Annotated in this window: 18 protein-coding genes, 1 tRNA gene and 2 pseudogenes; 9 read left to right on the plus strand and 12 right to left on the minus strand. The window is 72.0% G+C overall.

Going from position 1 to position 24,512, the window contains the following annotated elements:
* Positions 1-334: 334 nt before the first annotated feature.
* Positions 335-1,114, minus strand: a pseudogene (locus HZZ00_RS39255) (sigma-70 family RNA polymerase sigma factor); the annotation flags it as partial.
* Between the two features lie 130 nt (positions 1,115-1,244).
* Between HZZ00_RS39255 and HZZ00_RS23290 the strand changes: the two are divergent.
* The gene (locus tag HZZ00_RS23290) at positions 1,245-1,646 is read left to right on the plus strand and encodes a hypothetical protein (protein WP_180328274.1); all 402 of its coding nucleotides are present in this window, start codon (positions 1,245-1,247) and stop codon (positions 1,644-1,646) included.
* Positions 1,647-1,705: 59 nt separating this feature from the next.
* Positions 1,706-3,487: a glycoside hydrolase family 15 protein gene (locus tag HZZ00_RS23295; protein ID WP_180328275.1), complete on the plus strand. Its 1,782-nt coding sequence runs from the start codon at positions 1,706-1,708 to the stop codon at positions 3,485-3,487.
* Between the two features lie 45 nt (positions 3,488-3,532).
* Here HZZ00_RS23295 and HZZ00_RS23300 read toward each other — a convergent pair whose 3' ends face one another.
* The 3 genes from HZZ00_RS23300 to HZZ00_RS23310 all read right to left on the minus strand — a co-directional run bounded on the left by HZZ00_RS23300 (position 3,533) and on the right by HZZ00_RS23310 (position 8,504).
* On the minus strand, positions 3,533-5,335 hold the full coding sequence (locus HZZ00_RS23300; RefSeq protein WP_180328276.1) for a thiamine pyrophosphate-requiring protein: 1,803 nt from the start codon (positions 5,333-5,335) through the stop codon (positions 3,533-3,535).
* A 105-nt stretch (positions 5,336-5,440) separates the two neighbouring features.
* Positions 5,441-6,721: a type II toxin-antitoxin system HipA family toxin gene (locus HZZ00_RS23305; RefSeq protein ID WP_257585142.1), complete on the minus strand. Its 1,281-nt coding sequence runs from the start codon at positions 6,719-6,721 to the stop codon at positions 5,441-5,443.
* Between the two features lie 34 nt (positions 6,722-6,755).
* Positions 6,756-8,504 (minus strand): DUF262 domain-containing protein, encoded by a 1,749-nt coding sequence (locus HZZ00_RS23310; protein ID WP_180328278.1) that lies wholly within the window; start codon positions 8,502-8,504, stop codon positions 6,756-6,758.
* 359 nt (positions 8,505-8,863) lie between these two features.
* On the opposite strand from HZZ00_RS23310, the gene HZZ00_RS23315 reads away from it, so the two are divergent.
* Both HZZ00_RS23315 and HZZ00_RS23320 read left to right on the plus strand, forming a co-directional pair.
* Complete coding sequence (locus tag HZZ00_RS23315; RefSeq protein ID WP_180328279.1) at positions 8,864-9,127, plus strand: GlsB/YeaQ/YmgE family stress response membrane protein; 264 nt, start codon at positions 8,864-8,866, stop codon at positions 9,125-9,127.
* Between the two features lie 163 nt (positions 9,128-9,290).
* Positions 9,291-9,386 (plus strand): annotated as a pseudogene (locus HZZ00_RS23320).
* A 60-nt stretch (positions 9,387-9,446) separates the two neighbouring features.
* Here HZZ00_RS23320 and HZZ00_RS23325 read toward each other — a convergent pair.
* A complete protein-coding gene (locus HZZ00_RS23325) occupies positions 9,447-10,301 on the minus strand; it encodes a LysR family transcriptional regulator (RefSeq protein ID WP_257585143.1) in 855 nt (284 codons plus the stop codon).
* A 227-nt stretch (positions 10,302-10,528) separates the two neighbouring features.
* Positions 10,529-10,990, minus strand: coding sequence for an SsgA family sporulation/cell division regulator (locus HZZ00_RS23330; protein ID WP_180328280.1), 462 nt, complete (start codon positions 10,988-10,990; stop codon positions 10,529-10,531).
* Between the two features lie 455 nt (positions 10,991-11,445).
* Here HZZ00_RS23330 and HZZ00_RS23335 point away from each other — a divergent pair, with 455 nt between their 5' ends.
* The 3 genes from HZZ00_RS23335 to HZZ00_RS23345 all read left to right on the plus strand — a co-directional run bounded on the left by HZZ00_RS23335 (position 11,446) and on the right by HZZ00_RS23345 (position 14,550).
* Positions 11,446-12,612 (plus strand): MFS transporter, encoded by a 1,167-nt coding sequence (locus HZZ00_RS23335; RefSeq protein ID WP_374028562.1) that lies wholly within the window; start codon positions 11,446-11,448, stop codon positions 12,610-12,612.
* A 113-nt stretch (positions 12,613-12,725) separates the two neighbouring features.
* Positions 12,726-13,649, plus strand: a complete 924-nt coding sequence (locus tag HZZ00_RS23340; protein WP_180328282.1) for an LLM class F420-dependent oxidoreductase — start codon at positions 12,726-12,728, stop codon at positions 13,647-13,649.
* Between the two features lie 79 nt (positions 13,650-13,728).
* The gene (locus HZZ00_RS23345) at positions 13,729-14,550 is read left to right on the plus strand and encodes a DUF1684 domain-containing protein (RefSeq protein WP_180328283.1); all 822 of its coding nucleotides are present in this window, start codon (positions 13,729-13,731) and stop codon (positions 14,548-14,550) included.
* Positions 14,551-14,632: 82 nt separating this feature from the next.
* Here HZZ00_RS23345 and HZZ00_RS23350 read toward each other — a convergent pair whose 3' ends face one another.
* From HZZ00_RS23350 to HZZ00_RS23370, 5 genes are all read right to left on the minus strand, one after another.
* Positions 14,633-16,315, minus strand: coding sequence for an ABC transporter family substrate-binding protein (locus HZZ00_RS23350; protein WP_180328284.1), 1,683 nt, complete (start codon positions 16,313-16,315; stop codon positions 14,633-14,635).
* A gap of 88 nt (positions 16,316-16,403) precedes the next feature.
* A complete protein-coding gene (locus tag HZZ00_RS23355) occupies positions 16,404-18,488 on the minus strand; it encodes an ABC transporter ATP-binding protein (RefSeq protein WP_180328285.1) in 2,085 nt (694 codons plus the stop codon).
* Positions 18,485-19,435, minus strand: a complete 951-nt coding sequence (locus HZZ00_RS23360; RefSeq protein ID WP_257585146.1) for an ABC transporter permease — start codon at positions 19,433-19,435, stop codon at positions 18,485-18,487. The genes HZZ00_RS23355 and HZZ00_RS23360 overlap by 4 nt, the downstream gene beginning before the upstream one ends.
* Position 19,436: 1 nt before the next feature.
* Complete coding sequence (locus tag HZZ00_RS23365; protein WP_180328286.1) at positions 19,437-20,420, minus strand: ABC transporter permease; 984 nt, start codon at positions 20,418-20,420, stop codon at positions 19,437-19,439.
* 308 nt (positions 20,421-20,728) lie between these two features.
* Positions 20,729-22,195, minus strand: a complete 1,467-nt coding sequence (locus HZZ00_RS23370) for a PHB depolymerase family esterase (protein WP_180328287.1) — start codon at positions 22,193-22,195, stop codon at positions 20,729-20,731.
* A 432-nt stretch (positions 22,196-22,627) separates the two neighbouring features.
* On the opposite strand from HZZ00_RS23370, the gene HZZ00_RS23375 reads away from it, so the two are divergent.
* Both HZZ00_RS23375 and HZZ00_RS23380 read left to right on the plus strand, forming a co-directional pair.
* On the plus strand, positions 22,628-23,455 hold the full coding sequence (locus HZZ00_RS23375; protein ID WP_180328288.1) for a 3-hydroxybutyrate dehydrogenase: 828 nt from the start codon (positions 22,628-22,630) through the stop codon (positions 23,453-23,455).
* 172 nt (positions 23,456-23,627) lie between these two features.
* A tRNA-OTHER gene (locus HZZ00_RS23380) sits at positions 23,628-23,724 on the plus strand.
* A gap of 65 nt (positions 23,725-23,789) precedes the next feature.
* Here the strand turns inward: HZZ00_RS23380 and HZZ00_RS23385 are convergent.
* A complete protein-coding gene (locus HZZ00_RS23385; RefSeq protein ID WP_180328289.1) occupies positions 23,790-24,356 on the minus strand; it encodes a hypothetical protein in 567 nt (188 codons plus the stop codon).
* Positions 24,357-24,512 lie beyond the last annotated feature (156 nt).

The following is a 24,512-nucleotide window of genomic DNA, read 5'->3' on the forward strand; positions in this document are numbered from 1 at the left end:
CCCTGTCCGGCCGACGACGCGCCGGCCCGAGTGGCTCCGCCGGGCTCGGACCGCGCGCGCCTGCCCGGCCGGGGTGGTCCGGCTCCCACCGCCGCCCGGGACCCGTTGCCCGGGACCGGCAGGCCGCGCCCCGCCGCCCCCGGCCATGGGCGTCCTCGCGGGCGGGCCGCGTGCGGTGGAGACGGCCGTGGCCGCCACGGGCCGGTGCCGGAGCCCGTCCGGCACCCTCCGCCGCGGGCTCCGGTCCGGCAGGGCGCGCGGGGTCGAGATGCCCGAGCATGTCGCGCAGCCGGGCCAGGCACCGGGCGAGCAGCCGGGACACATGCATCTGCGAGATGCCCACCTCGGCCGCGATCTGCTGCTGTGTCCGGTCGTGGAAGAAGCGCAGCACCAGGATGCGTCGCTCCCGCTCCGGGAACCGCCGCAACGCCTCGACGAGTCCCACTCGCTCGGCGACGGCCTCGATCCGGGCGTCCCGGTCGCCGAACACCTCGCCGTACGCGGGCAGCTCCCCCTCCGGCCCCTCCGACGGCGCGTCGAGCGAGCGGGGCCGCGCCGCGTCCTCGGAGCGGATGGCCTCGGCCGCCCTGTCCTCGGACAGACCGCAGGCCGCGGCGATCTCCCCGAGCGTGGGCGGGCGGCCACCCCCCGCCTGTTCCAGCTCCCGCCGTGCGCGCCGCACCCGCTGCCTCGCCTCCTGCACGGCCCGGGGCAGTCGCACGAGTCCGGTCCGGTCCCTGAAGTGGCGTTTCAGCTCCCCGGTGATCGTCGGCACCGCGTACGACAGGAAGGCGTGTCCGTGGTCGGGGTCGTAGCCGTCGATGGCCTTGACCAGACCCTCGCAGGCCACCTGGAAGAGGTCGTCCTGCTCCTCGAAGCCGGTGTTGCGGTACTTGGCGGCGATCCGGTGGGCGACGGGGATCAGGGTGCGGATGGCCCGCTCCCGGGCCGCGTCCCGCTCGCGCCCCGGAGGGCACCGGCCGATCCGCCCGACGATCTCGTCGATCCGCGAGGACGTGAGCGCGCCGTCGGTCTCGGGCTGCCCCGGCGGGCGGAGGGTGGTCGGGGCGATCATGTGTGCCTCTGCGCTGGCGGGCTTGCTGGGGTGCAGCATGGGTATCCCGATTCCTCGGGTTCACGCGAAGTCCACCCGCTCGGCGCGGATTTGGGGTGAACCCCCGGGTGGAACGGGTAGTCCGGGTTTGGCGGGTACCGCCGTACCGTCCGGCCGGAAGGAGTCCGCCGTGGAACTCGTCGCGCACTCGCCCCGCGCCCGGAAGCCGGCGACGGCCGCCACGACCGCGGTCCGCGTCGCCTGGGGCGCCGTCCTCACCGTGTGTCCGGCCGCCGTGCTGCGGCGCTGCCCGCGCGCACCGGCGAGTACGGCCGCGGACACCGTGGTCCGGCTGCTGGGGGCCCGCCATGTGGTGCAGGGCCTCGCCACGGCCGCGGGAGTCGTCCCGGCCGCGTGGACCGTCGTGCCCGATGGCCTGCACGCGGCCACGATGGCCGGGCTGGCGCTGGGCAGCGAGCGCTGGCGCACGGCGGCCTGCGTGGACCTCGCGGTCGCCTCCGCCTTCGCGGCGGCCGGGCTGCGCGCCACCCGGACGGCCCCGGCCGCCGGCCGCCCTCAGCACCAGCGCTGACGCCGCCCTTCGACGCGCGCTTCGTTTCCCGACGGGGCAGCGGGGAAACCCCCCGTGCCATGAACGAGCGAGTCGGCGAACAGGCGGAGGTCGGGAACGGGGTCTGCCCGCCCTGGGTGCTGCGGGAGTACGGGGTGCTCGCCGACGGCGAACGCGGCGCCGTCGTGGACCCCGAGGGACGGATCGTCTGGCTGTGCGCTCCCCGCTGGCACAGTGACGCCGTCTTCTCCGCCCTGATCGGGGGCCCCGGGTACTTTGGCGTCGAGCCGGCGGACCGCTGGCACGTGTGGGGTGGCTACTACGAGGACGGCACGCTGATCCGGGTCAGCCGGTGGGTGAGTTCCGGCGCGGTGATCGAGTGCCGCGACGCGCTGGCGATGCCGAGTTCGGTGGACCGGCTCGTGCTGCTGCGCAGGATGCGCGTCGAACACGGTGCGGCACGGCTGCGGCTGACCCTCGATCCACGGCCCGGCTTCGGCGCGGGCCGGGTGCGCGAGCCGCGGACGGCGGACGGCGTGTGGACCGCGGACGCCGGCGGTCTGCGGCTGCGGCTCGCCGGCGCCCAGGACGCCCGGTGGCACCCGGAGGCCGGGCTGTGCGGGGAGTTCCGGCTGCGCAAGGGCGAGCACCACGACCTCGTCCTGGAACTGTCGGAGCACGAGAGCACCGAGCGCCTGGAGCCGGACCGGCTGTGGGAGGCGACGCAGGACGCCTGGCGGCGGGCGGTGCCGGACTGCTCCGGGCTGGCCGCACCGCGCGACGCCCGGCATGCCTACGCCGTCCTGCGCGGCCTGACCAGTTCCTCCGGGGGCATGGTCGCCGCCGCCACCACCTCGCTGCCGGAGCGCGCCGACTCCGGCCGCAACTACGACTACCGTTTCGCCTGGATCCGCGACCAGAGCTACGCGGGTCTCGCGGTCGCCGCCCACGGCCCGCACGAGCTGCTCGACTCGGCGGTGCGCTTCACCACCGAACGCATCCTGGCCGACGGCGAGGGCCTGCGCCCCGCGTACGACGTCGGCGGCGGACGGGTCCCGCGGGAGCGCGGGCTGCCCTTCCCCGGCTACCCCGGGGGCCAGGACCGGATCGGGAACCACGCGGCCGAGCAGTTCCAGCTCGACGCGTTCGGGGAGGCGCTCCAGCTGTTCGCCGCCGCGGCGCACCACGACCGGCTCACCCCCGACGGGGAGCGGGCGGCCGCCGTCGCGGTCGAGGCGGTGGAGCGCAACTGGAAACAGCCCGACGCGGGGCTGTGGGAACTGGACGAACGGTGGTGGACCCAGTCCCGGCTGAGCGTGGTCTGCGGTCTGCGCCGGATCGCCGCGGTGCTTCCGGGGCCGCTCGGGCGGCGCGGCGCCGACCTCGCCGAGACCGTGTTCGCCGAGACCCGGCGCCGCTGCCTGCGCGCCGACGGCCGCTGGCGCCGGGCCGCCGACGACGACGGTCCGGAGGCCGCGCTGCTGACGCCACTCGCCCGGGGCTGCCCGTCCGCCGACGACCCGAGCAGCGCGGTCACCCGCCGCTTCGTCGAGGACGAGCTGGCCGAGGACGGCTATCTGTACCGCTTCCGTCGCCCCGGTGTCCCGCTGGGCGAGGCCGAGGGGGCGTTCCTGCTCTGCGGGTTCACCATGGCGCTGGCCACCGACCGCCTCGGCGACCGGACCGGCGCGCTGCGCTGGTTCGAACGGACCCGGGCGGCGTGCGGGCCGTCCGGGCTGTTCGCGGAGGAGTACGACGTGCGTCAGCGCCAGCTGCGCGGCAATCTGCCCCAGGCGTTCGTGCACGCCCTCCTGCTGGAGTGCGCCGTGCGGCTCAACGACGCGTCGACGCTGCCCCGGTGATCCGCCGGGGCAGCCGGGCCGTGACCTGCCGCCGCCGCGGGCCGCTCACTTCTCCCCGCGGCCGGGAAGGTGCTCGGCGTACTCGGTGAGCTTCTGGCGTACGCCCTTGGCGGTGATACCGGCCCGCTCCGGGTCGTGCAGCGCCGCCTTGGCCGCCTTCTCGCCCTGGGCCTTCATGATGTGCGGCGGGATCGGCGCGATCTCGTTGTCGACCTTGAACTCCAGCACCACCGGCCTGTCGCACGCCAGCGCCTCGTCCCAGGCCGCGCCGACCCGGTCCGGGTCGTCGCAGACGATGCCCTTCAGGCCCAGCAACCGCGCATAGGCCGCGTAGGGGACGTCGGGGATGTACTGCGAGCCCGGGAACTTCGGATCGCCGGCCATGGCACGCTGCTCCCAGGTGACCTGGTTGAGGTCCTGGTTGTTGAAGACGCAGAAGACGAACGGCGCCGGACCGGAGAGCCGGTCCAGATACCGCTTGACCGTGATCATCTCGGCCATGCCGTTCATCTGGAACGCCCCGTCGCCGACGAACGCGATCACCGGCCGGTCCGGGTAGGCGAAGCGCGCGGCGATCGCGTACGGCGTCCCGGGGCCCATGGTCGCGAGCGTCCCGGACAGCGACGCCCGCATGCCCTGGCGGAGCTTGAGGTGCCGCGCCCACCAGTTGGTGCCCGAGCCCGAGTCCGCCGTCAGGATGCACCCGTCGGGCAGGCGCGGCGACAGCTCGGCGGCCACGGCCTGCGGGTTGATCGTGCCCCCGAAGTGCCGGCCGGCCCAGCGGTCGCACAGGTCGTTCCACTCCCGGACGTCCTTCTCGATCCGCTCGCGCCAGGTACGGTCCTCCTTGCGGCGCAGCAGCGGGATCAGCGCCTTGAGGGTCTCCCTGGAGTCGCCGACGAGATGGGCCTCCATGGGATAGCGGATGCCGATCATCCGGCCGTCGATGTCGATCTCGACACCGCGCGCCTGCCCTTCCTCCGGCAGCCACTCCGCGTACGGGAAGCTCGTGCCGACCATGAGCAGGGTGTCGCAGTTCCGGATCATGTCGTCGCTGGCCTTGCTGCCGAGCAGGCCGATCGGACCGGTCACGAACGGCAGGTCGTCCGGCAGCACCTCACGGCCCAGCAGCGCCTTGGCCACCCCGGCACCCAGCAACTCCGCGACCTCGACGACCTCCTGCTGGGCCTTGGCCGCGCCCTGCCCCACGAGCATCGCCACCCTGGAACCCTCGTTGAGGACGTCGGCGGCCTTGCGCAGTTCGTCGGGATCGGGGAGTACACGGGGCCGGCTCCAGCCGACGCTGGAGAACACCGACCCGTGCGTCTTCGGCGGCGACGGCTGGGCGTCCTCCTCCTGCACATCGCTCGGGATGATGACCGTCGCCACGGACCGCATGGTGAGGGCGGTCTTGAAGGCCCGGTCGACGACGTGCCGGGCCTGCCCCGGGTGGGTGATCATCTGGCAGAACTCGGAGACGTCCGCGAAGAGGCGCTCCAGATCCACTTCCTGCTGGTAGTGGGTGCCGAGGGAGAGCCGTTTCTGCTGGCCGACGACGGCGACCACCGGCTGGTGGTCCAGCTTCGCGTCGTACAGCCCGTTGAGCAGGTGCACGGCGCCGGGCCCCGAGGTCGCCGTGCAGCAGCCCACCTCGCCGGTGAACTTCGCGTGCGCGCAGGCCATGAACGCGGCCATCTCCTCGTGCCGCGTCTGGATGAACTCCGGTTCCCCTTTCGCCCGGTCGAAGGCACCGAGCAGCCCGTTGATGCCGTCTCCGGGATAGCCGTACACCCGTCGGACGCCCCATTCGGCGAGGCGTTGCAGAACGTAGTCGGCGACTTGGATCATGGGGGCTCCTGAGCCGGGTCTGCGGTAGGTCGGCCCCGGGAGTTGCCCCGGCGCCCGCGCGGTAAACCAACCCATGGCTCCGACGGCCTCGCCGGCGCCGCCCTGTCAGGACGTGGGCGTGCCCCTCTTGAGCCGGGCGGCGGACTCCTGGATCCACGTGGTCACGGAGCGCCGGATGTCCGGGACCTCGCTCAGCAGCTGCTCGTGCGCCGGCCATTCCTCCCGTACGCGCTCCGCCGTACGCACGGCGATCTCCGCCAGTTCCGCACCCGTGGTCCCGAACCGGTGGTCGAGGCGGCGTTCGAGGCGTGCGAAGGAGGCCGCGCTCACCGCTTCGAACCGCTTGCTGCCGCCCAGCTTGAGGCCGAGGTCCTCGACCTCGTCGGAGGGGGTGTAGGGGACGGTGGACACCAGGTCGTAGACGGGTGACAGGCTCGGGGTGATCTGGTCGCGGTAGATGAGTGACCAGTTCTTCAGATGCGCGTCCCCGTTGCCGACGACGACGGAGAAGGCGATCCGCCGAACCGCCTCACGCAAGGCTTCCATGTCATGGCCGCGGTAGGCGAAGGAGGCGACCGTCTCGAAGGACGAGTTGTACTTGTCGATGGGGTAGACGTCCTTCACCTGGGCGAAGTCCTCGATATGGATGCGCGCACGGCCCGGCTGGGGCGAGCGGTCGAACCGACGTACGGCATATGCCCATTCCTCCCGGTTGGGCCACATGCGGTCGGGGATGCCGTCCAACTCGTCCCGGTGCACCAGCCGGACGTCGGGCACATCGACGCCCACCTGCTTGGCCAGCGACATCATCGCGAACTCGTTGCGCGGTACGTGCGGATGGCGGTAGTCGGGGAACTTGACCAGCCAGTCCCCCAGTTCCCCGCCCACCGGCACCGTCAGGCGGTCGCCCCGGGCCAGCAGGGAGAACTTCAGCGCCACACCCGCCAGGGAGAACCGCCAGGGGGATTCGCCTCCGGCGGCATGCGCGGAGCCGCCGGCCTTGCGCGCGATGCCGGCCTCGTTCCATTCCCAGCCGTCGTCGGGGCCGTCCGCGGGAAGCACCTGCACCGCCCCCGGCAGGTCGTGCCCGACCTGCGCGAGCAGTTCCATCTCGCGGTCCAGGGAGACCCCCCGGTCCTGGGCGATCCACTCGCGCAGAGGGCCCTCCGGAAGGAGGTTGGAGAACCAGCGGGGCAACCGCAGGGCGGCGGCGTACGCCCCGGTCAAGTCCTCCTCGAAGCGCAGGCCCAGTACCGGTCTGGAGGGGTTCTCCACATAGGACTGGTTGAGTACGAAGCGCGTGTGGTCCCCCCGCTGACAGAGCGTGCCCACCCGTACGCCGTGGAGCAGCACGGCGTGGAAAACCTCCGGCAGACGACCGGCCATGACCATCCCTTTCGATGACGTGAACGCCGTACTGCTAACGAAGACGGTCGTCGGAGAAGTCGATCTCCGGTTCGTTCTCCTCTTCGTCCTCGTCGTCGAAGTCCAGTCCGTCGAGGGACGGCGTGTCCTCGTAGTGCCATTCGGTCATCCGGGCGAGGAAGTCGTCGAGATGGGCACGAACGCGCGACTGGCGCGCTTCGAGGAAACCGGTCCGGTCCCCGCGCACCAACGCGTCCAGGGCCTCGTCGTCGATGAGGTGCGAGTCGATGATCTCTCGCCAGGTGGTCTCGTCGAGGTCGATACGGGGCTCCACCAGCATACGGAAGACCTCGGAGGGCAGGTCCTCGCCGAACGGCAGGAAGATCCGGTTGGCCGCCCACAGCCGCTTGTCCTTCTCGCCCGGCTCGTTGAGGCGGGGGAAGACGTACGGGGTGGCGCCGACCGGTGTCTGCTCGTCACCAAGGACGCTGGACAGGCTCTGGACATCCGCGGGAACGCCCGTGGCGAGGGATCGGGGACGCAAGGCCCACCATGCGCTGAGCACGATCTTCGTGGTGGCCTCGTTCGTGCGGAAGCGGTCCGGGTTGGGACGGGCGTACACGGCGCCCCTCATCGTTTCCAGGAGCGCCTGCAGGGATCCCTCTTCGTCGCCGGGCCTGATCTTGTTGCTCAGAATGCGGCTGAACTGGGTGAAGCTACCCCTGAAGACCGACGGACCCGCGATCGACAGACGCCAGAACAGGCGCCTCAGCAACCTCAGGCTGTTGGGTGTCGGCTCCGGGAAGTGCGCGAAGAACCGCGTGAGGACGACGAGCTGGGCCCGGTAGGGAAGCAGCGCGATGTGCGGCACCCCTGCCGTCTCGATCAGGAACATGACGGCGCGGACCAGCGCCTCCTCCGCCTCCCGGTAGGCCGTCTGCTCGTCCTCCACGAACTCGAGCTGCGAGCGGCGGGAACCCGTACTGAACTCTGTCCGGATGTCCCGCATCGGGTCGGGGCCCCGCCGTGCCAGGAACGCCGCCAGGATGGTGTTGACGTCGATGGTTCCGAACAGCGTACGGGCGGCCACGTTGTCCGCGATGCGGGAGAAGTTCAGCCGGCCTTCGAAGCCCTCCTCGGTGCCGGAGTTCAGGGCCGTGAAGATCTCCGCCCGGTTCAGCCGCCGACCGTAGTTGTTCATCCGGTCGAAGATGTCCGTCAGGACGCGCAGGTCGTCCTGACGGACCAGGTAGGCGGGGACCTTGTACTGGCGGAGCTTGGTGGAGACCTCCTCCGCCTTGTCGTAGTAGTCCTCCACGTCCGGCCCCTGCGTCCGGAACCAGCTCAGCAGCCGGCGGCCGTCGAAGAGCGTGGGAACGTCGATGTGGTGGGGCTCCAGGCCGTACCGGGGGGCCTCGATGAACACGTCCTCGGCCAGGTCGTAGACCACGTTGAACGGCTCGTGCTTGTTGCCGTCGGGGTGCAGAGCGTTGGCGAGGCTCGTCAGGCGCTGCTGGCCGTCGACCACCCACAGCACCTCGTCGTGCGCCGGTGCCTCGATGACCAGCTGCCCCAGCTTGACCTTGTCCGCGGGCGACTTCCGCACCCACAGCAGCAGGTTGCCCACGGGATAGCCGCGCACGATGCTGTCGAAGAGTCGCAGCACGTCCTTGGCCTGCCAGCGGAAGCCACGCTGGAAGTGCGGCACCCTGATCCGGCCCTGCCAGGCCCACGGCAGGAGCTCACCGAGTTCATAGGTGGTCGCGGTGGGCTGTGTCGTGAGGCCAGGGGCGGTCTCGGACATTTCCTGCTCCTGTCGGATCCTGGTCGGGTGAGGCTGATGATCGTACGGCGGCCCCGGTCGGAAGATGGTCCTTTTCGGACGGAAGAGGGTACCGTCGCCGGAGTCGATGGCCCGTCCCTTCTGCCCCGAGCCTTCTTCGTACGCGGTGTCAGTGCACTCCGACGCACCGGCCCCTGCCTGCGTTCTTGCAGGTCAAGGGCCATTTTTACACTCTACAGCGGGTCGCGTGCCCGCTGGTGGGTCAGGTCCCGCGACAACGGCACGATGCCGGTCCTGCATATGCCGCCCCAAGAGGGATATCCGCATCTACGTGGGAGCCCCGCACCGGGGGTGACACAGCGGAACGGAAGGAAGACCTCGTGGGCATCATCGCCTGGATCCTGATCGGCCTCATCGCGGGCGCCATCGCCAAGGCACTCACCCCCGGCAAGGACCCGGGCGGTTGCCTGGTGACGATGGTGATCGGCATCGTGGGCGGGCTGCTCGGCGGCTGGCTGGGGAAGGTGATCTTCGGGGTGCACTCGATCAACGGCTTCTTCAGTCTCTCGACGTGGATCGCCGCGATCGTGGGTTCCGTGATCGTGCTGCTGATCTACCGCCTCGTGACCGGACGATCGCGCTGACCGCGGACACGGAAGAGGGCGGCTCTCACGGGAGCCGCCCTCTTCGTGTGCGCGGCGGGCGTGCGCGGCGAGCCCCGTCAGCTCGCCGTCAGCCTCGGGTCAGCGGCCCACGGCACAGTGGTCGCCGTGAACGGAACGGGCCACTGGGCCCGGCCGGGAGCAGGGAGAGGTGCCCGGAGCGGTTCAACGGGGACCGGCGAGCATGGCTCGGAGGTCGGGTCCGCGAGGACCCACGCAGGTTCGAATCCTGCCCTCTCCGCAGACGTACGGCGCGCATCGCCCACACGACGGCGGCGGTCCCCGCCGGTCGCGGGTCGCGTCACCCGATGTGCTTCAGCAGCGCGGCGACCGCCGGGGGCGCCTCACCCGGGGGCCGGACCACCATGATCTTCCAGTTCGGGGCGTGCCGCTGGAACGGGTGCTGGCGCAGGTCGCCGAACCGGTCCGCGATCGATCGGGGCATGATGCACACGCCCAGGTCGTTGCGGACCAGCTCGGCCGCGGCGACGATGTCGTTGACCTCGAACGTCGTGCTGCGTTCGACGCCGGCGGCGCGGAAGGCCCGGTCGACCGCGTAGCGGATGGCCCAGCCCGGCGAGAAGTCGACCAGGGGCAACTGGGCGATGTCGGCGAGGTCGACCTCATGTGCCGGAGTCGTACCCGGGAGTTCCCGGTGTTCCGACGCCACGAGCACCATGTCCTCACGGGACAGCAGGCGCGTGGTCAGTCCGCGTTGCTGTTGCCGGTCGAGGGCCACGACCGCCAGGTCCACGGTGCCGTCCCGCAGTGCCTGGCGGATGTCGGCGACCGCGGCCTGCCGCAGCTGCACCACCACGCCCGGATGCTCGGTGCGCAGCGCCGCCAGGGCATGGTGCAGCCCCGCCCATACGCCTTGCATGGTGCCGACCGTGACCCGCCCGCGCAGCTGTCCCTTGACGGCGTCGACCGCTTCCCGGGTCAGTTCGGCGGCGCGGAGGGTGGCCCGGGCGGCGGGGACGAAGGCCTCGCCCGCGGGGGTCAGGGCGACGCGGTGGGTGGTGCGGTCGAAGAGGGGGGTGCCCAACTCGCGTTCCAGGGACCGGACCGTCCCGGACACCGCGGACTGGACCACGTGCAGGCGCCGTGCCGCCGCCGTGAAACCGCCCGTGTCGGCCACCGCGACGATGACTTCCATCTGTCGCAGATCCATCATCAGCTCCCGCTCGCCGTCGCCTCGCCCGGTGCGAAGACGGCCGTCACCGCTGCATCGTATGCGGGCACGGGCAAGGGATCACGTGGGGACCAAGGTGGTCGTCGACCGCTTCGAGGCCCGGGGAACCGGGGGTGCGGGCCGCTCGGCGCACCGGCGGGCGAGACGGCCGGGGCGGGCCGGTCGATCGCCCGGTACCGCGGGCGGGACGCTCAGCGGCCGTCGAGCAGTCTGCCGACGAGGACGTCCCAGTCGATCCACTGGTTCTCCTCGCCGGGCGGAACCGCCACCCAGGTGCGCACCAGCCATTCGCGCAGCGGCTGACTGGGAACGTCCAGCAGGACCGAGCCGGTGCGGTCCCGCAGGAAGAGCCGCGCGTCCGGCCTGTCGTTGCAGCGGCACGGCGGCCAGATGCGCACGTCGCCCTCTCCGGACGCCCTGTGCAGCCCCGACTGGAGGAGGTCGCGGGCGAAGGACCAGCGGGCGCTGCCGGAACCGTCGGGCCTGGGCAGGTCCAGGAGCATGGTGAACGGCTCCAGCCGGTCGTAGGAGAGCCGCACGGTGACCGGCACCGTCCGGCTCCGGCCCATCACCATGTGGGCGGTGACGCTCAGGGCGATCGCACCACTCGGTTCCCGTACGCCCTCCTCCGGCAGCGGGTGCTGGTTCACCATGGCTCTACCTTGATCTCTTTCGGCGATGTACGCGTCGAGGCGATCGGACTCACGGGGGTCGGCGACGGCCGCCCGGCCCGGCCGGAAGCGCATTTTCTCCTCATTACCGTAGGGCCCGCCCGCCCGGGGACTTGCCGGGAAACGCACGGGGGATTGCCCGGGGAAGCACTCTGGCCGCTGCGCCCGCCCGGCGGCGGCCCGCCGGAATTACGCTTCGTCCGGTCTCATCTGCGATCAAGATGACTGACTTCACGAACCATCGCGCCGGGAGCGGAAGAGCAGAGCCCGGCCAGACGCTTACGCCTGCGTGTCGGCAGCGAAGGAGCTGCCGGCTCACCGCAGGACTCCGTTCCGAACCCGACTTCCCGGTTCGCCCGTCAGAGAAGGTGCACATGTCTTCCGCGTCAACCGATGCCCACAGCCGCCGGCCCGCGACCGCCGAAGCCCCGCACGGCGTGCCGGGCTGGCTGGTCGCCCTTCTGGCGGTCGCCTCCGGCATGACGGTCGCCAACCTCTACTACGCCCAGCCCCTGCTGTCCACGCTGAGCGACGTGTTCCACACCGGAACGGCCGCGGCCGGCACCTTGATCACGCTCACCCAGGTCGGCTACGTGATCGGCATGCTCTTCCTCGTCCCGCTCGGCGACCGGCTGGAGAAGCGCAACCTGATCGCAGTGATGCTGGCGGTCACCACCCTCTCCCTGCTGGCGGCGGGTCTGGCCGTCAACTTCCCCATGCTGCTGATCGCGTCGCTGGTCAGCGGCGCCACCTCGGTCGTCGCGCAGATACTGGTGCCCTTCGCCGCGAGTCTCGCGCCCGACCACGCCCGGGGCCGCATCGTCGGCCGGGTGATGAGCGGCCTGCTCACCGGCATCCTGCTCTCCCGCACGCTGAGCAGTCTGGTCTCCGACCTCGCGGGCTGGCGCGTCGTCTTCCTCGGGTCCGCCGTCCTGATGGCGGTGCTCGGCGTCGCCCTGCGCACGGCCCTGCCGCGGCACGCGCCCACCACCACCCTCCCGTACCACGAGGTGCTGCGCTCCACCTTCCGGATGGTGCGCACGCACCCGGCGCTGGTGCGCCGCGGTCTCTACCAGGCGGCCATGTTCGGCGCGTTCAGCGCGTTCTGGACCACCGTCTCCTTCGTCCTGACCGGCCCCCGCTTCCACTACTCGTCGATCGGCGTGGGTCTCTTCGCGCTCGTCGGCGCGGCCGGCGCGGCCGTCGCGCCGTTCGCCGGGCACTGGGCCGACCGGGGGCTCGTCCGCCCGGTGACCGGCATCGCCTTCGTGGTGGCCGCCCTGGCGTTCGCGCTCGCCGGGTTCGGCGGGCAAAGCGTCATCCTGCTCGCCCTGGCCGCGATCCTCGTCGACATGGCCGTCCAGACCAGCCTCATCCTCGGCCAGCACACCGTGTACCAGCTGGACCCCGCCGCCCGCGCCCGTCTCAACAGCGCCTTCATCGCCATGTTCTTCGCCGGCGGCGCCGCCGGTTCCCAGGCCGGCTCCGCCGTCTACCACGCCGGGGGCTGGACCGCCCTGACCGTCCTCGGCGCCGCCCTCGCGCTCGCGGCGCTCCTCTACTGGAGCACCGAGCGACGGGGCGGTTCGGCAGCGACCCGGTGACGCCGTCACCCTGAGTGCCGTACGGGCGAGGCGGGCGCCCGTACACACGACTGACAAGAAGCTGTCACACACGATCCGGAATGCCGCCCCGAAGGGCGCCCGTTCTGACTGTCATGACTGTTGGAGTAGCACTCGACGCGTCCCAGGCGCAGAACCAGGTCGACGCCACCGTGCAGCTGGCCCAGGAGGCCGCGGCCGCCGGTCTGCGGTCGGCCTGGTTCGGCCAGACCTTCGGCGCGGACTCGCCCCAGCTCGCCGCGCTCGTCGGACGCGCGGTACCCGGACTGCACGTGGGCACCTCCGCGATCCCCGTCTTCGGCCGGCACCCGCTGCTGGTCTCCAGCCAGGCCCAGACCGCCCAGGCCGCGACGCACGGCCGCTACCACCTCGGGCTGGCTCTGGGCACCAAGCTGCTGACGGAGACCGGCTTCGGCCTCCCCTTCGAGCGCCCCATCGCCCGCCTCCGCGAGTTCCTCGTCGCGCTCAGGCAGTTGACCGAGACCGGAACGGCCGACTTCCACGGTGAGCTGCTCACCGCCGCCACCCCGGTGCCGGCGCGTGTACCGGGCGCCGAGGGCGGGGTCCCCCTGCTGGTCGCCGCCATGGGGCCGCAGGCACTGCGGGTCAGCGGCGAGCTGGCGGACGGAATCCTGCCGTACCTGGCGGGCCCGCGTGCCCTGGCGGAACACATCGTCCCCGCCCTGACCGCGGCGGCGCAGGCCGCCGGCCGTCCCGCGCCCCGGATCGTGGCCCTGGTGCCCGGCGTGGTCACGGACGACGTGGACGCGGTGCGGGCGAAGGCCACCGAGACCCTCGCGTTCTACGAACAGATCCCGTCCTACGCACGGGTCATCGAACTCTCCGGTGGCCGCCGCGCCGCCGACCTCGCCGTGATCGGCGACGAGAAGGCCGTCGAGGCCGAGGTGCGGCGCTACCGCGACGCCGGGGCCACCGAGGTCGTGTTCACCGGGACCGAGATCGCCGGAGACGCGGACCGCCGCCGCACCTGGGCGCTCCTCGGCGAACTGGCCGGATGAGCCGGCCCGTCGGCACCGGCCCGGCCGGATGCCCCGTCCCCCCGTGCGAGGCCGGGCCTCGCGTGACGAAGGAGAACCGATGACCACCGAGGCCACCGCGACGGACCTCCGGGAGTTCACCGAGAACTGGCTGGAGTGGTACCGCGCCCAGGAAGCCAGGATCGCCGACCCGCACGGGTTCCTGGCCATCACCGACCTGCACTGGCTCGACGGGACACCGCGGCGCTTCCCCGACGCGCCCGGCGCGTGGCACACCGGTCCCGACGGGGTGGTGGTGCGCCTCGACGAGGGGGAGGAAATCGTCGTCGGCGGAACGCCGGTAAGGGGTGAACACCGCTTCGGCGTGCTCGCCGAGCGCGGCGGCGTCGACGCGGTCTGGGGGGACGCGGTCATCGAGGTCGCCAGGCGGGGCGGCCATGACATCGTGCGCCCCCGGCACCCGGACGCGCCGCTGCGTACGGCCTTCACGGGGACGCCCGCCTACGCCCCCGACCCGCGCTGGGCCGTGACGGGCCGCTACGTCCCCTTCGACGAGCCGCGGCCGACCACCGTGGGCGCGGCCGTCGAGGGCCTGGAACACGTCTATGACGCCCCGGGCAGGATCGAGTTCGACCTGCTCGGGCAACGGCTCTCCCTGACCGCGTTCCCCGGTCACGCCGGCCGGCTGATGGTGCTGTTCACCGACGCGACCTCCGGGGTCACCACCTACGCCGCCAACCGGGTCCTGACCGTCGGGCCACCCGCCGCCGACGGCACGGTCGTCCTGGACTTCAACCGCGCCGCGAACCTGCCGTGCGCCTACACGGACCTGGCCACCTGCCCGCTGCCGCCGGCCGAGAACCGGCTGCCGGTGGCGATCGAGGCGGGTCTGCGCATCCCCCGCGAGCGCGGCGGGTCCTGAGCGGGTTCGCCGCGAAAGGCGCTCCCCGGAGCGGGCCGGGCGGGGGGACGGCGGCCGGCCGCCGTCCCCCCGCCCGGGGCGGTCACTTCTCCCAGCCGACCGTCTCCGGGAGCGGGTTGTAGAAGATGGTCGCGCCGACGTTGGCCAGGCCCTTCTTCACCCCGTAGGTCGAGGGGCCGCTGAACAGCGGGAGGAAGGCGTACTCCCGCAGCGCCTTCCGTTCGACCTCGTTGGCCGCCGCGGCCTGCTTGCCGAGGTCGGCGATCTCGCCGGTGGCGCGGATCTCCCGGTCCAGCGCGGGCGAGCCCGCGCCCGTGATGTTGGAGTCGCGGTCGGAGCAGTAGAAGTCGCACAGGTAGCGGGCGCCGAACGGGTCCATCGAGCGGTTGCCCGACAGGAACAGGTCGAACTTGCGGTCGCTGAGGATCTTGGAGAAGTCCGCCTCGTCGGCCTTTCTGATGTCGAGGCGGATGCCCACCGGCTTCAGCATCGCCGCGAGGGCGCCGGCGGTCGCCTTGTCCAGCGGGTCGTCGCCGAGGAGCGTGTAGCCGACTTCGAGCTTCTTGCCGTTCTTGACGCGTACGCCGTCGCTCCCGGGCTTCCAGCCCGCCGCGTCCAGTTCCTTCCCGGCCTCCTGCGGCGCGTACTTCAGCACGGCGGAGACGTTGTCCTGGTAGCCCTTCTGGAAGCTGTAGAGGATGGCGGAACCGGGCAGCGGCTCCTTGTAGTCCAGGCCCTGGAAGCGGATCTTCGCGATCTGCGTGCGGTCGACGCTCTCCTCGATGGCCTTGCGCACGGCCTTGTCGGCGATGACGGAGGACTTGGTGTTGAAGTAGAGCGAGTACTCGAAGGGGCTTCCGCCGCTGCGGATCTCCGTGCCCTGAAGTCCCTTGATCTGCTTCAGGCTCTCGGCGTCGGTCGCGGAGACGTAGTCGATCTGCCCGTTCTTGAAGGCGTTGATCGCGGCGGTCGATTCCAGGTTGACGTAGACCCGCTTGTCGAGCTTGCCCTTGCGGCCCCACCACTTCGGGTTGCGGACGAACGTGATGTCGCCGGAGTGGGTGTCCCACTTGCCGACGGTGTACGGCCCCGCGCCCCACTCGGGGTGGGCCTTCTTGACGTAGGCGTCGTTGAAGTTCGCGACCGTCGCGGCCTTGGGGTGCAGGAAGGTGGTGAAAAGGCTCGACCAGGAGGGGTTCACTCCGTGGAAGGTGATCACGGCCTGCTTGGCGTTCTCGCCCTTCGTCACCGAGGTGATCTGGTCGTAGCCGTCCGTCGAGGAGGCGGCGTACGCCTTGTCGGAACCGTTGTTGGCCTTCCAGGTGGCCCTGATCGCGGTCCAGTCGATGGGTGTGCCGTCGTTGAAGACGGCCTTGGGGTTGATGGTCAGCGTGACTCGCTGGTTGCCGCCCACCACGGCGACCTTGACGTCGCTGAAGTAGTCCGGGTTGTACTGCACGTCGCCGGTCGGCGAGTAGGTGATCGCGTCGGCGTTGTACCAGGCCCAGACGCGGGCCGCGGTCAGCGTGGAGTTGACGTTGAACGGGTTGCCCTGGTCGTCGAAGGTGCCGACCGTGGTGTAGGTGCCCCCGTCCTTGATCCGGTCGTACGGCGTGGGGTTGTAGTCGGCGGCGGACGGCGCGGCCGCGGGGGCGTTCTTCGCGTCCGACCGCGCGGAGTCCTTCCCCGAGGAGGACTGGCACGCGGTGGCGGCGACGGAGACGGCGGCGATCAGGGCGACGGGCAGGGCCAGTCTCGTGCGCATGGCGGGGGCTTCCTTAGAGGTCGGTGAGGGACAACGTCGCCGGGCCGGGGTCCGGGGCCCGTGGCGGGCGTACCGGCGGCCGGGGCGGTCAGACGCCGTGGCAGGCGTACTGGTGGCCGGGGTGTCCGGCCGCGGGGGTCGGCACGGGTGGCTGGGTGCGGCAGCGGTGCCGCAGTTCGTCGTCGGCGGCGCGGTACAGCGGGCAGCGGTCGGCGAAGACACAACCGGCGGGCAGCCGCGTGGCGTTCGGCTGTTCCCCCTCCAGCACGACGCGTTCACGGGTGCGTTCGCGCTCCGGGTCGGGTATCGGGATCGCCGACAGCAGTGCACGGGTGTAGGGGTGCCTGGGGTCGGAGAAGATCGCCTCGGTGTCCCCGGTCTCGACGATGTGCCCCAGGTACATCACCGCGATGCGGTCGGAGATGTACCGGATCACGGCCAGGTCGTGGGCCACCACGAGGTAGGCGAGCCCGAGTTCCCGCTTGAGCCGGGCCAGCAGGTTGATCACCCCGGCCTGCACCGACACGTCCAGGGCGGAGAGCGGCTCGTCGAGCGCGAGCAGCCTGGGTTCCGTGGCCAACGCACGGGCGATCCCGACCCGTTGGCGCTGGCCGCCGGAGAGCTGGGCCGGGAAGCGGTCGCCGACCGAGTCGTCCAGCCCTACCAGGGCCAGCAGTTCGCGGACCCGGGCGCGGATCGACTCGCGGTCGCGTCCGGCCGCCCGCAGCGGTTCGGCCAGCGAGTGGAAGACGGGCATCCGGGGGTCCAGCGCCCCCAGCGGGTCCTGCATGACGATCTGGACGTCCTGCCGCAGCTGCCGGGCGCGCGGCCCGGACGCGACCGTGCCGACGTCGGTGCCGGAGATCTCGATCCGGCCGCCCTCGGGCCGGCGCAGCCGCAGGATCTCCAGCAGGGTCGTCGTCTTGCCGCTGCCGGACTCCCCCACCAGGCCGAGCGTCTCCCCGGCGCGCAGTTCGAAGCCGACCCGGTTGACGGCGTGCAGCGTACCGATCCGGCGCTTGAGGAGGGCTCCCTTGGTCACCGGGAACGTCTTCACGAGGTCCTCGACACGGAGCACCACCTCGCCGGCCCCGGCCCGCCCCGAGGGTGCCGGCGGGTCGGCGGGCGCGGCATCGCCCGTCGGGTCCAGCGATCCCTCGGCGATCTCGGCGGCGCGCAGGCAGGCCACGTCCCCGTGTCCGGTGACGTGGCGCAACTCCGGTTCGCCGGAGCGGCACGCGTCGAGGGCGACGGCGCAGCGGGGCGCGAAGGGGCACCCGTCCGGGAGGCCCACCAGGGCGGGTGGCTCCCCGCCGATCGGGACCAGGGGCCGGCGGACGCCGCTGTCCACGGTCGGCACGGCGGCCAGCAGCCGCGCGGTGTACGGCATCGTCGGGCGGCGGAAGAGTTCGACGGCGCCCGCCCGTTCCACGAACCGGCCCGCGTACATGACGGCGACGTCGTCCGCGTGGCCCGCGACGACCCCGAGGTCGTGCGTGATCAGCAGGAGGGCGGCACCGGTCTCCCGCTGCGCCAGCCGCAGCACGTCCAGGATCTGGGCCTGCACGGTGACGTCGAGCGCGGTGGTGGGCTCGTCGGCGACGAGCACGGACGGCCGGTTGGCGATGGCCATGGCGATGACCACCCGCTGGCGCATCCCGCCGGAGAACTCGTGCGGGAAGGACGCGGCCCGGCCGCGCGGGTCTGGGATGCCGACGAGGTCGAGCAGTTGCACGGCCTGCTCCCAGGCCGCCCGCTTGGTGAGGTCCTGGTGGACCCGCAGGGCGTCGGCAAGCTGTCTGCCCACGGAGAAGATCGGGGTGAGGGCGGACAGGGGGTCCTGGAAGACCATGCCGATGGAGTTGCCGCGGATCTTCGACAGCGCCCGGTCGTCGAGGCCGATGAGGTCCTCGCCGTTGAGCAGCACCCGGCCGCGCACGTCGGCGGTCGGGGGCAGCAGGCCCATGATGCCCATCGCGGTGGCCGACTTGCCCGAGCCGGACTCGCCGACGACGCAGAGGGTACGGCCGGGCAGCAGGTCGAAGCCGACGCCGCGCACCGCCTCGACGGTGCCCGCCTCGGAGGGGAAGGAGATCCGCAGGTCCCGCACGGAGAGGACGGGGTCCGTGCCGGTGGACGGGGCCCGGGCGGGCAGCGGGGTCGCGAGGGTCATCGTCGGCCTCCTGCCGAGCCGGTCACCGACGTGGGGTCGAGGGCGTCGCGCAGGCCGTCGCCGATGAAGGTCATCGACACGGTGAGCAGCACGACCAGCCCCGCGGGGAAGGCGAAGAGCCAGGGGGCGCTGGTGATGGTGCCCGCACCGTCCGCGAGCATGGTGCCGAGGGAGACGTCCGGGGTCTGGACGCCGAACCCCAGGAAGGACAAGGCGGTTTCGCTGAGCACGGTCGCGACGACGCCGAGGGTCAGGTTGACGATCAGCAGGGAGCCGAGGTTGGGGATGATGTGGCGCAGGATGATGCGCAGCGGGCCGACGCCCATGAACTCGGCCGCCCGCACGTAGTCCCGTTCGCGCAGTGAGGTCGACACCGACCAGATCACCCGGGCCGTGGACATCCAGCCGAACACGGTCAGCACGACGATCAGCACGCGCCAGTCGCCGGCCAGCCGGTGGGAGACCAGGGCGAGGATGAGGAACGAGGGGACGATCAGGAGGAAGTGGATGACGGCGAGGGTCATCCGCTCGACCCGGCCCCCGAAGTACGCGGCGCCGGAGCCGATGATCGCGGCCAGCACGATCGTCAGCACGGACACGCTCACGGCGATCACCAGGGAGCGCTGGAGCCCGTGCACGGCGCAGGCGTAGATGTCGTTGCCCCCCTGGTTGGTGCCGAACCAGTGGAGGCCGCTCGGCGGCTGGGTGAGCGCGGTGAAGTCGGCGTCGGTGTACGCGTAGGAGGTGAACCGGTTGCCGAACGCTGCGAAGAGCACCAGCAGCAGGAAGATCACCACTCCGACGACGGCGAGGCGGTTGCGCAGGAAGCGCCGCAGGTAGAGGCGGCCGAGACCGAGGTGCGCGCGCTGCGGCGGGGTGGCCGCGGCTTCGGGGGCCTGCTCCCCGGTGGGGCGGGCGGAGGGGGTGGTCGTCGCGTCGGTGGTCACGTCAGCTCACCCGCACCCTCGGGTCGAGGAAGACGGTGGCGATGTCCGCGAGGATCGCGCCGATCGCGGTGAGTGCCGCGGCGAAGGCGGCGGTCGCGACGACGCCGTGCACGTCGTTCTTGCTGATGGTCTGGACGAAGTAGCGGCCCATGCCGTTCCAGCCGAAGATCGTCTCCGTGATGACGGCTCCGGTGAAGACGGCCGGGACGCTGAACGCCACGGAAGCCGCCGTCGGGATGAGCGCGGCCCTCAGGGCGTGCCTGCGGATGGCCTGGCCCCGGGTGAGCCCGGTGGCGCGGGCGGTGCGCACGAAGTCGGCGTGGAGCGTGTCGAGCAGCAGTGAACGCTGCGTCAGGTGGTAGCCGACGTAGCCCATCAGCGTGAGCGCCAGGGTTGGCAGGACCAGGTGCCGCAGCCGGTCCCCGATCGTGGGGAGCAGCCCTTCGACGCCGGGTGAGTTCTCCCCGGCGACGTAGAAGAAGTGCAGCCCGGTGTGCTGGTTCAGCCAGATGGCGACGAAGACCACGGCAAGGGCGGCCACGGAGGCGGGGATGTTGAACACCACGATGGACACGGCCTGGGCCACCCGGTCGGCCCAGCCGTACTGCCGTGCGGCGGTGTAGACGCCGAGCGCGACACCGATCACGACGGACAGCACGGTCGCGATGACGACCAACTCGGCGCTGACCAGGGCCCGGTAGCCCACCTCTCCGTTGACGGAGACGCCGGTCGGGGACTTCCCCCAGTCGAAGCGCAGGACCACCGAGGTCAGCCAGTCCCACCAGCGGTGCACCAACGGCACCCGGGGGTCGAGGTTGTACGGCGCGAGGGCCCGGTCGATCTGCGCCTCGCTGCGGACGGGCCGCAGCTCCTTGAAGTTCGACCGCGGGTCCAGGAACCAACTCGCCAGGAAATAGGTGGCGTTCGTCGCGACGACGATCATCAGGAGCCAGCCGGCCGCCTTGCGTGTCACATAGCGCACCACGCGCGGCACCTCCTCCCCGCACACGGGACGTGCGCCTCGGGAGCACCGGGGAGACAGGTGGAATGCATGCGGGTGAAGCTTTCTGGGGGTACGGAAGGTGATATGGGGATGTACACGTCAGCCTGGTCCGCACCTCGCCGGAACACCAGGTTTTGCCCGGCGCCGCCATGAGGTCGACATGTTGCCGTAGCACACGGCCCGGAATACGGCGCAATTCGGATGATCTTGAAGGGGGCGCGGTCGCGCGCCGAGGGGCTTGGGCCCGGTGGCCGGTGGTCACCGGGCCGGCACCGTGACGGCCTCCGCCGTCAGCAGCCCGAGTCCGCGACGACGAAGTAGCCGGGGGACGTCTCCTTCAGTGTGTGGGTGACGGCGAGGGTGTAGAGGCCCATGTTGTCGTTGGAGCCGTTGGCGTAGGTGTAGCCGAGGCTCTGGTGGGCGCGTCCGGCCTGGACCTGGTGGTAGTTGTCGGTGGTGTAGCACTTGGGCGCGGCGCCCGTGGTCGTCGCCGTCACCGGCGCCGATGTCGCGCCGACGGCTCCGGAGGAGTCGACGGCGGCGACGGTGTAGGTGTGGGAGGTGCCGGCGGACAGACCGGTGTCGGTGTAGGAGGTCCCCGTCACGGAGCCGGTCTTGGTCCCGTCGCGGTAGACGGCGTAGGAGGCGGCGCCGCTGACCGGGTTCCAGGACAACGAGGCTGCCGTGTCGGTCGTGCCGGTCACGGTGAGGCCGGACGGCGCGGGCAGGGAACCGGTGCCGCCCTGGCCGCCGCTGCCGTCCAGGCCCCAGAACAGCGCGGTGTGGTAGCTGGAGCAGATGTAGTTCAGGTAGTACGACCCCGTGCTGCCGCACTGGTCGGCGCCCGAACCGGGGTTCACGGCGAGGCCGTGCGTCATGCCGGAGACCGAGAACAGGGCGACAGCGGGCTTGCCGGTGTTGTCGTCGTAGAGGCTCTCGGTGGTGCCGCCGGTCAGGCTCCGGGTGCTGGAGGCGGTCTGGCCGATGCCCCGGACGTCGGTCCACTGGTCGCGCAGTTCGGTGCCGTTGACCTGGTTGACGGTGGTGTCGGACGTCCCCTGCCAGATGGCGACCCGCGGCCACGGCCCCGAGTAACCCGGATAGGAGTCGCGGACCTTGTCGCCCCACTGCTTCGGGGTGAGGTTCTGGCTGCCGGACTGGCAGCCGGAGGCGGCGGTCAGCGTGGTGGCGCACTGCGCCGGCAGGCCGGAGTCGACGGAGCCGCCGGCGAACACGTCCGGGTAGTCGGCGAGCAGGTCCGCGGCCATGCCGCCGCCGGCGGACAGGCCGGTGACGAAGACACGGCCGCGGTCCGAGCCGTACTGCGCCACGGCGGTGTCGACCATCTGCATCACCGAGGCCGCCTCGCCCCTGCCGCGGGTGTCCTTGGTCGAGTCGAACCAGTTGAAGCAGGACAGGCTGTTGTTGGCCGAGCTGGTCTGCGGGTAGACCACGGCGAAGCCCCACTGGTCCGCGAACTTCTGCCAGCCGGAGTGCGCGTGGTAGTCGCTCGCCGACTGGGTGCAGCCGTGCAGGGCCACCACCAGCGGCGCGTGGGCGGGCAGGTCGGCCGGGGCGTACTCGTACATCGCCAGGTTGCCGGGGTTCGAGCCGAAGTTGCCGACCTGTGTGAGGGTGCCGGCGGCCGCCGCGCTCGACGCGAGGGGGCCCGCGACGGTCAGGCCCGCCGCGCAGGCGGCCAGCGCGGCGGCGAGTGCGGTGCGCCGGACGAATCCACGCCAGGTGGAGTGAAGCATGGTGCGACTCCGATGAGTGGTGGGGTGGGAGGGGAGCGCGGGCCCGGCGCGCCGCCCGGCGGTCCCACCCCGCCCGGCTCCGCCCCGCGCCCGCTGCGCCGGTCGTCGCGGCACCCGGCCGCGTGCGGCCCGCCGTCGTACCGGCTTGCTGGAAGCGGACCGTACGACCGGCCGGTCCGGCGCGACATGTGAGGGACAGCCAGGACCGCGGTGCCCGGCGTGGCTCGTCCCCCCATGGTGTCCGCGGTGGCGCTGTGCCTGCGGCGGCGGGCGCGGACCGGGGTGCCCGCGCCCGCCGGGCGCCGCGGACGGGCCATGGCCCAGGGCGCCCGCCGGCCGTCGGCACATGGTGGCGGGCCCCATCTCGTCCGTCGAAAATATGTCGGCGACCGACGTGCCTCGCGTCCTGGTTCGTCCCTACGGTTGTCGGCCATGGACAGCACCAAGAGCTCCGACGAGGGCTCGTCCCAGCATCCCGGGCCCGGTGACGCCGCCGCGTCCGCTCCGGCCCCGGCCCGGTTCCTCACCGGCCGCAAGGTTCTGGTCACCGGTGCGGCCGCCGGGATCGGCCGGGCCTGTGCCGAGGGCTTCGCCGCGGCCGGTGCCGAGGTCTACGTGGTGGACCGGGCCGCCGAGGCCGCCAAGGAGGTGGCCCGGGTGATCGGCGGCATCGCCGTCGTGGCGGACCTCTCGCAGGCCGACGCCGTGGACGCGCTGCCGGACGACGCCGACATCGTGGTCAACAACGCGGGCCTGCAGCACGTCGCCCCCGTGCACGAGTTTCCGCCCGAGCGCTTCGCGCTGATCCAACGCGTCATGGTGGAGGCGCCGTTCCGCATCCTGCGCCGCACGCTGCCCCATATGTACGCGCGGGAGTGGGGCAGGGTCGTCAACATCTCCTCCGTGCACGGGCTCCGGGCCAGCGCCTACAAGTCGGCGTACGTCGCGGCCAAGCACGCACTGGAGGGCCTGAGCAAGGTGGTCGCGCTGGAGGGCGCGGCGCACGGCGTCACCAGCAACTGCGTCAACCCCGGCTATGTCCGCACGGCGCTGGTCGAGGAGCAGGTCGCCGACCAGGCGCGCGCCCACGGCATCTCCGAGGCGGAGGTGCTGGACCGGGTGTTCCTGGACCGCACGGCGATCAAGCGCCTGATCGAGCCGGAGGAGGTCGCCGAGGCGGCCCTGTGGCTGTGCACGGCGCGCAGCGGCCACATCACCGGCGGCTCGATCCCTCTGGACGGGGGCTGGACGGCCCGTTGAGGGCCGGTCGTCCGGGGTCGCCGGGCCGCGCGGGGTGACGGCTGCGGAAGCGCGAGACCGAGGCCCGGTGACGTGCCGGTCCCCGGTGTGCTGACGTGTCAGCCCCGTGTCAGGGGCCCATGCGATTCTCTTTCACGTGAACGGCCCCCGGAACCAGCGGGGCCGGGAGCGAGGAGAGGTGCCCGGGGTGGTTGATCGGGGACCGGCGAGCACGCCTCGGGGTCGGATCCCTTCAGGGGTCCACGCAGGTTCGAATCCTGCCCTCTCCGCTCCATGCGGCGCGCCGCCCGCCGGGGAACACCGGGAGGGCGGCGCGCCGTCGCGGGCGAATCCGTCAGCGGTCGGCGACGGCTCTGGGATCGACCTCGCAGTGCGCGATCTCCTCCACGCGCCCCGTGCTCACCGCGGACACCCGGAGGGTCGCCCTGCCCCTCGCGGGCACCGACACCTCGTTGCCCGTGTCGGCGACGGCGAAGCCCCGCGCGTCCTTGAAGCTCATCTTCACCATGAAGACCCCCTCGCGTCCGTTCGGGTTCCTGACCTCGACGGTCGCGTACGGGTCCGCGGTGCTCGCGCAGTGCACGAGCACCGCGGTGCCGTCCTCGAGGGGCCGGGCGGCGGCGTGGGAGGAGGACGCCGTGGGGGTGGGGGCGGGAGTGCGGGTGGGCCGTGACCGGCGCGACCCGCCGCCCGTACTCGTACTCGTCGCTGAGTCGTCCGGGTCACTGCCGGACGAGCCGCTGCCCCGCGCCGTCGACGAACCGTCGTGGTCCTGGTGGGAGCTGCTGCAACCGCCACCACCGTGGCTCCTGTGGCCATGACCCGACGAGAACCCGGTCAGGGCCAGCACGACCATCGCCGACACCGCCGTGACCTTGAGCGTGCGCCCCCGTGTGTACATGCCATCACCCTATCCGGAGCCGTCCGGGACGTTTTCGGGGGGCGGCCCTCCGCCCTGCCGCCGGAGCCGGGACAGTGGGCCGCGGGTGTCGAAGCCCCGCCCAAGGAGGCGCGCCGTGCCGGGGGTGTCCGTTCGGGCAACGGTTCATGCCCTCGC

Source organism: Streptomyces sp. NEAU-sy36 (assembly GCF_013423905.1).
Taxonomy (GTDB): Bacteria; Actinomycetota; Actinomycetes; order Streptomycetales; family Streptomycetaceae; genus Streptomyces; species Streptomyces misionensis.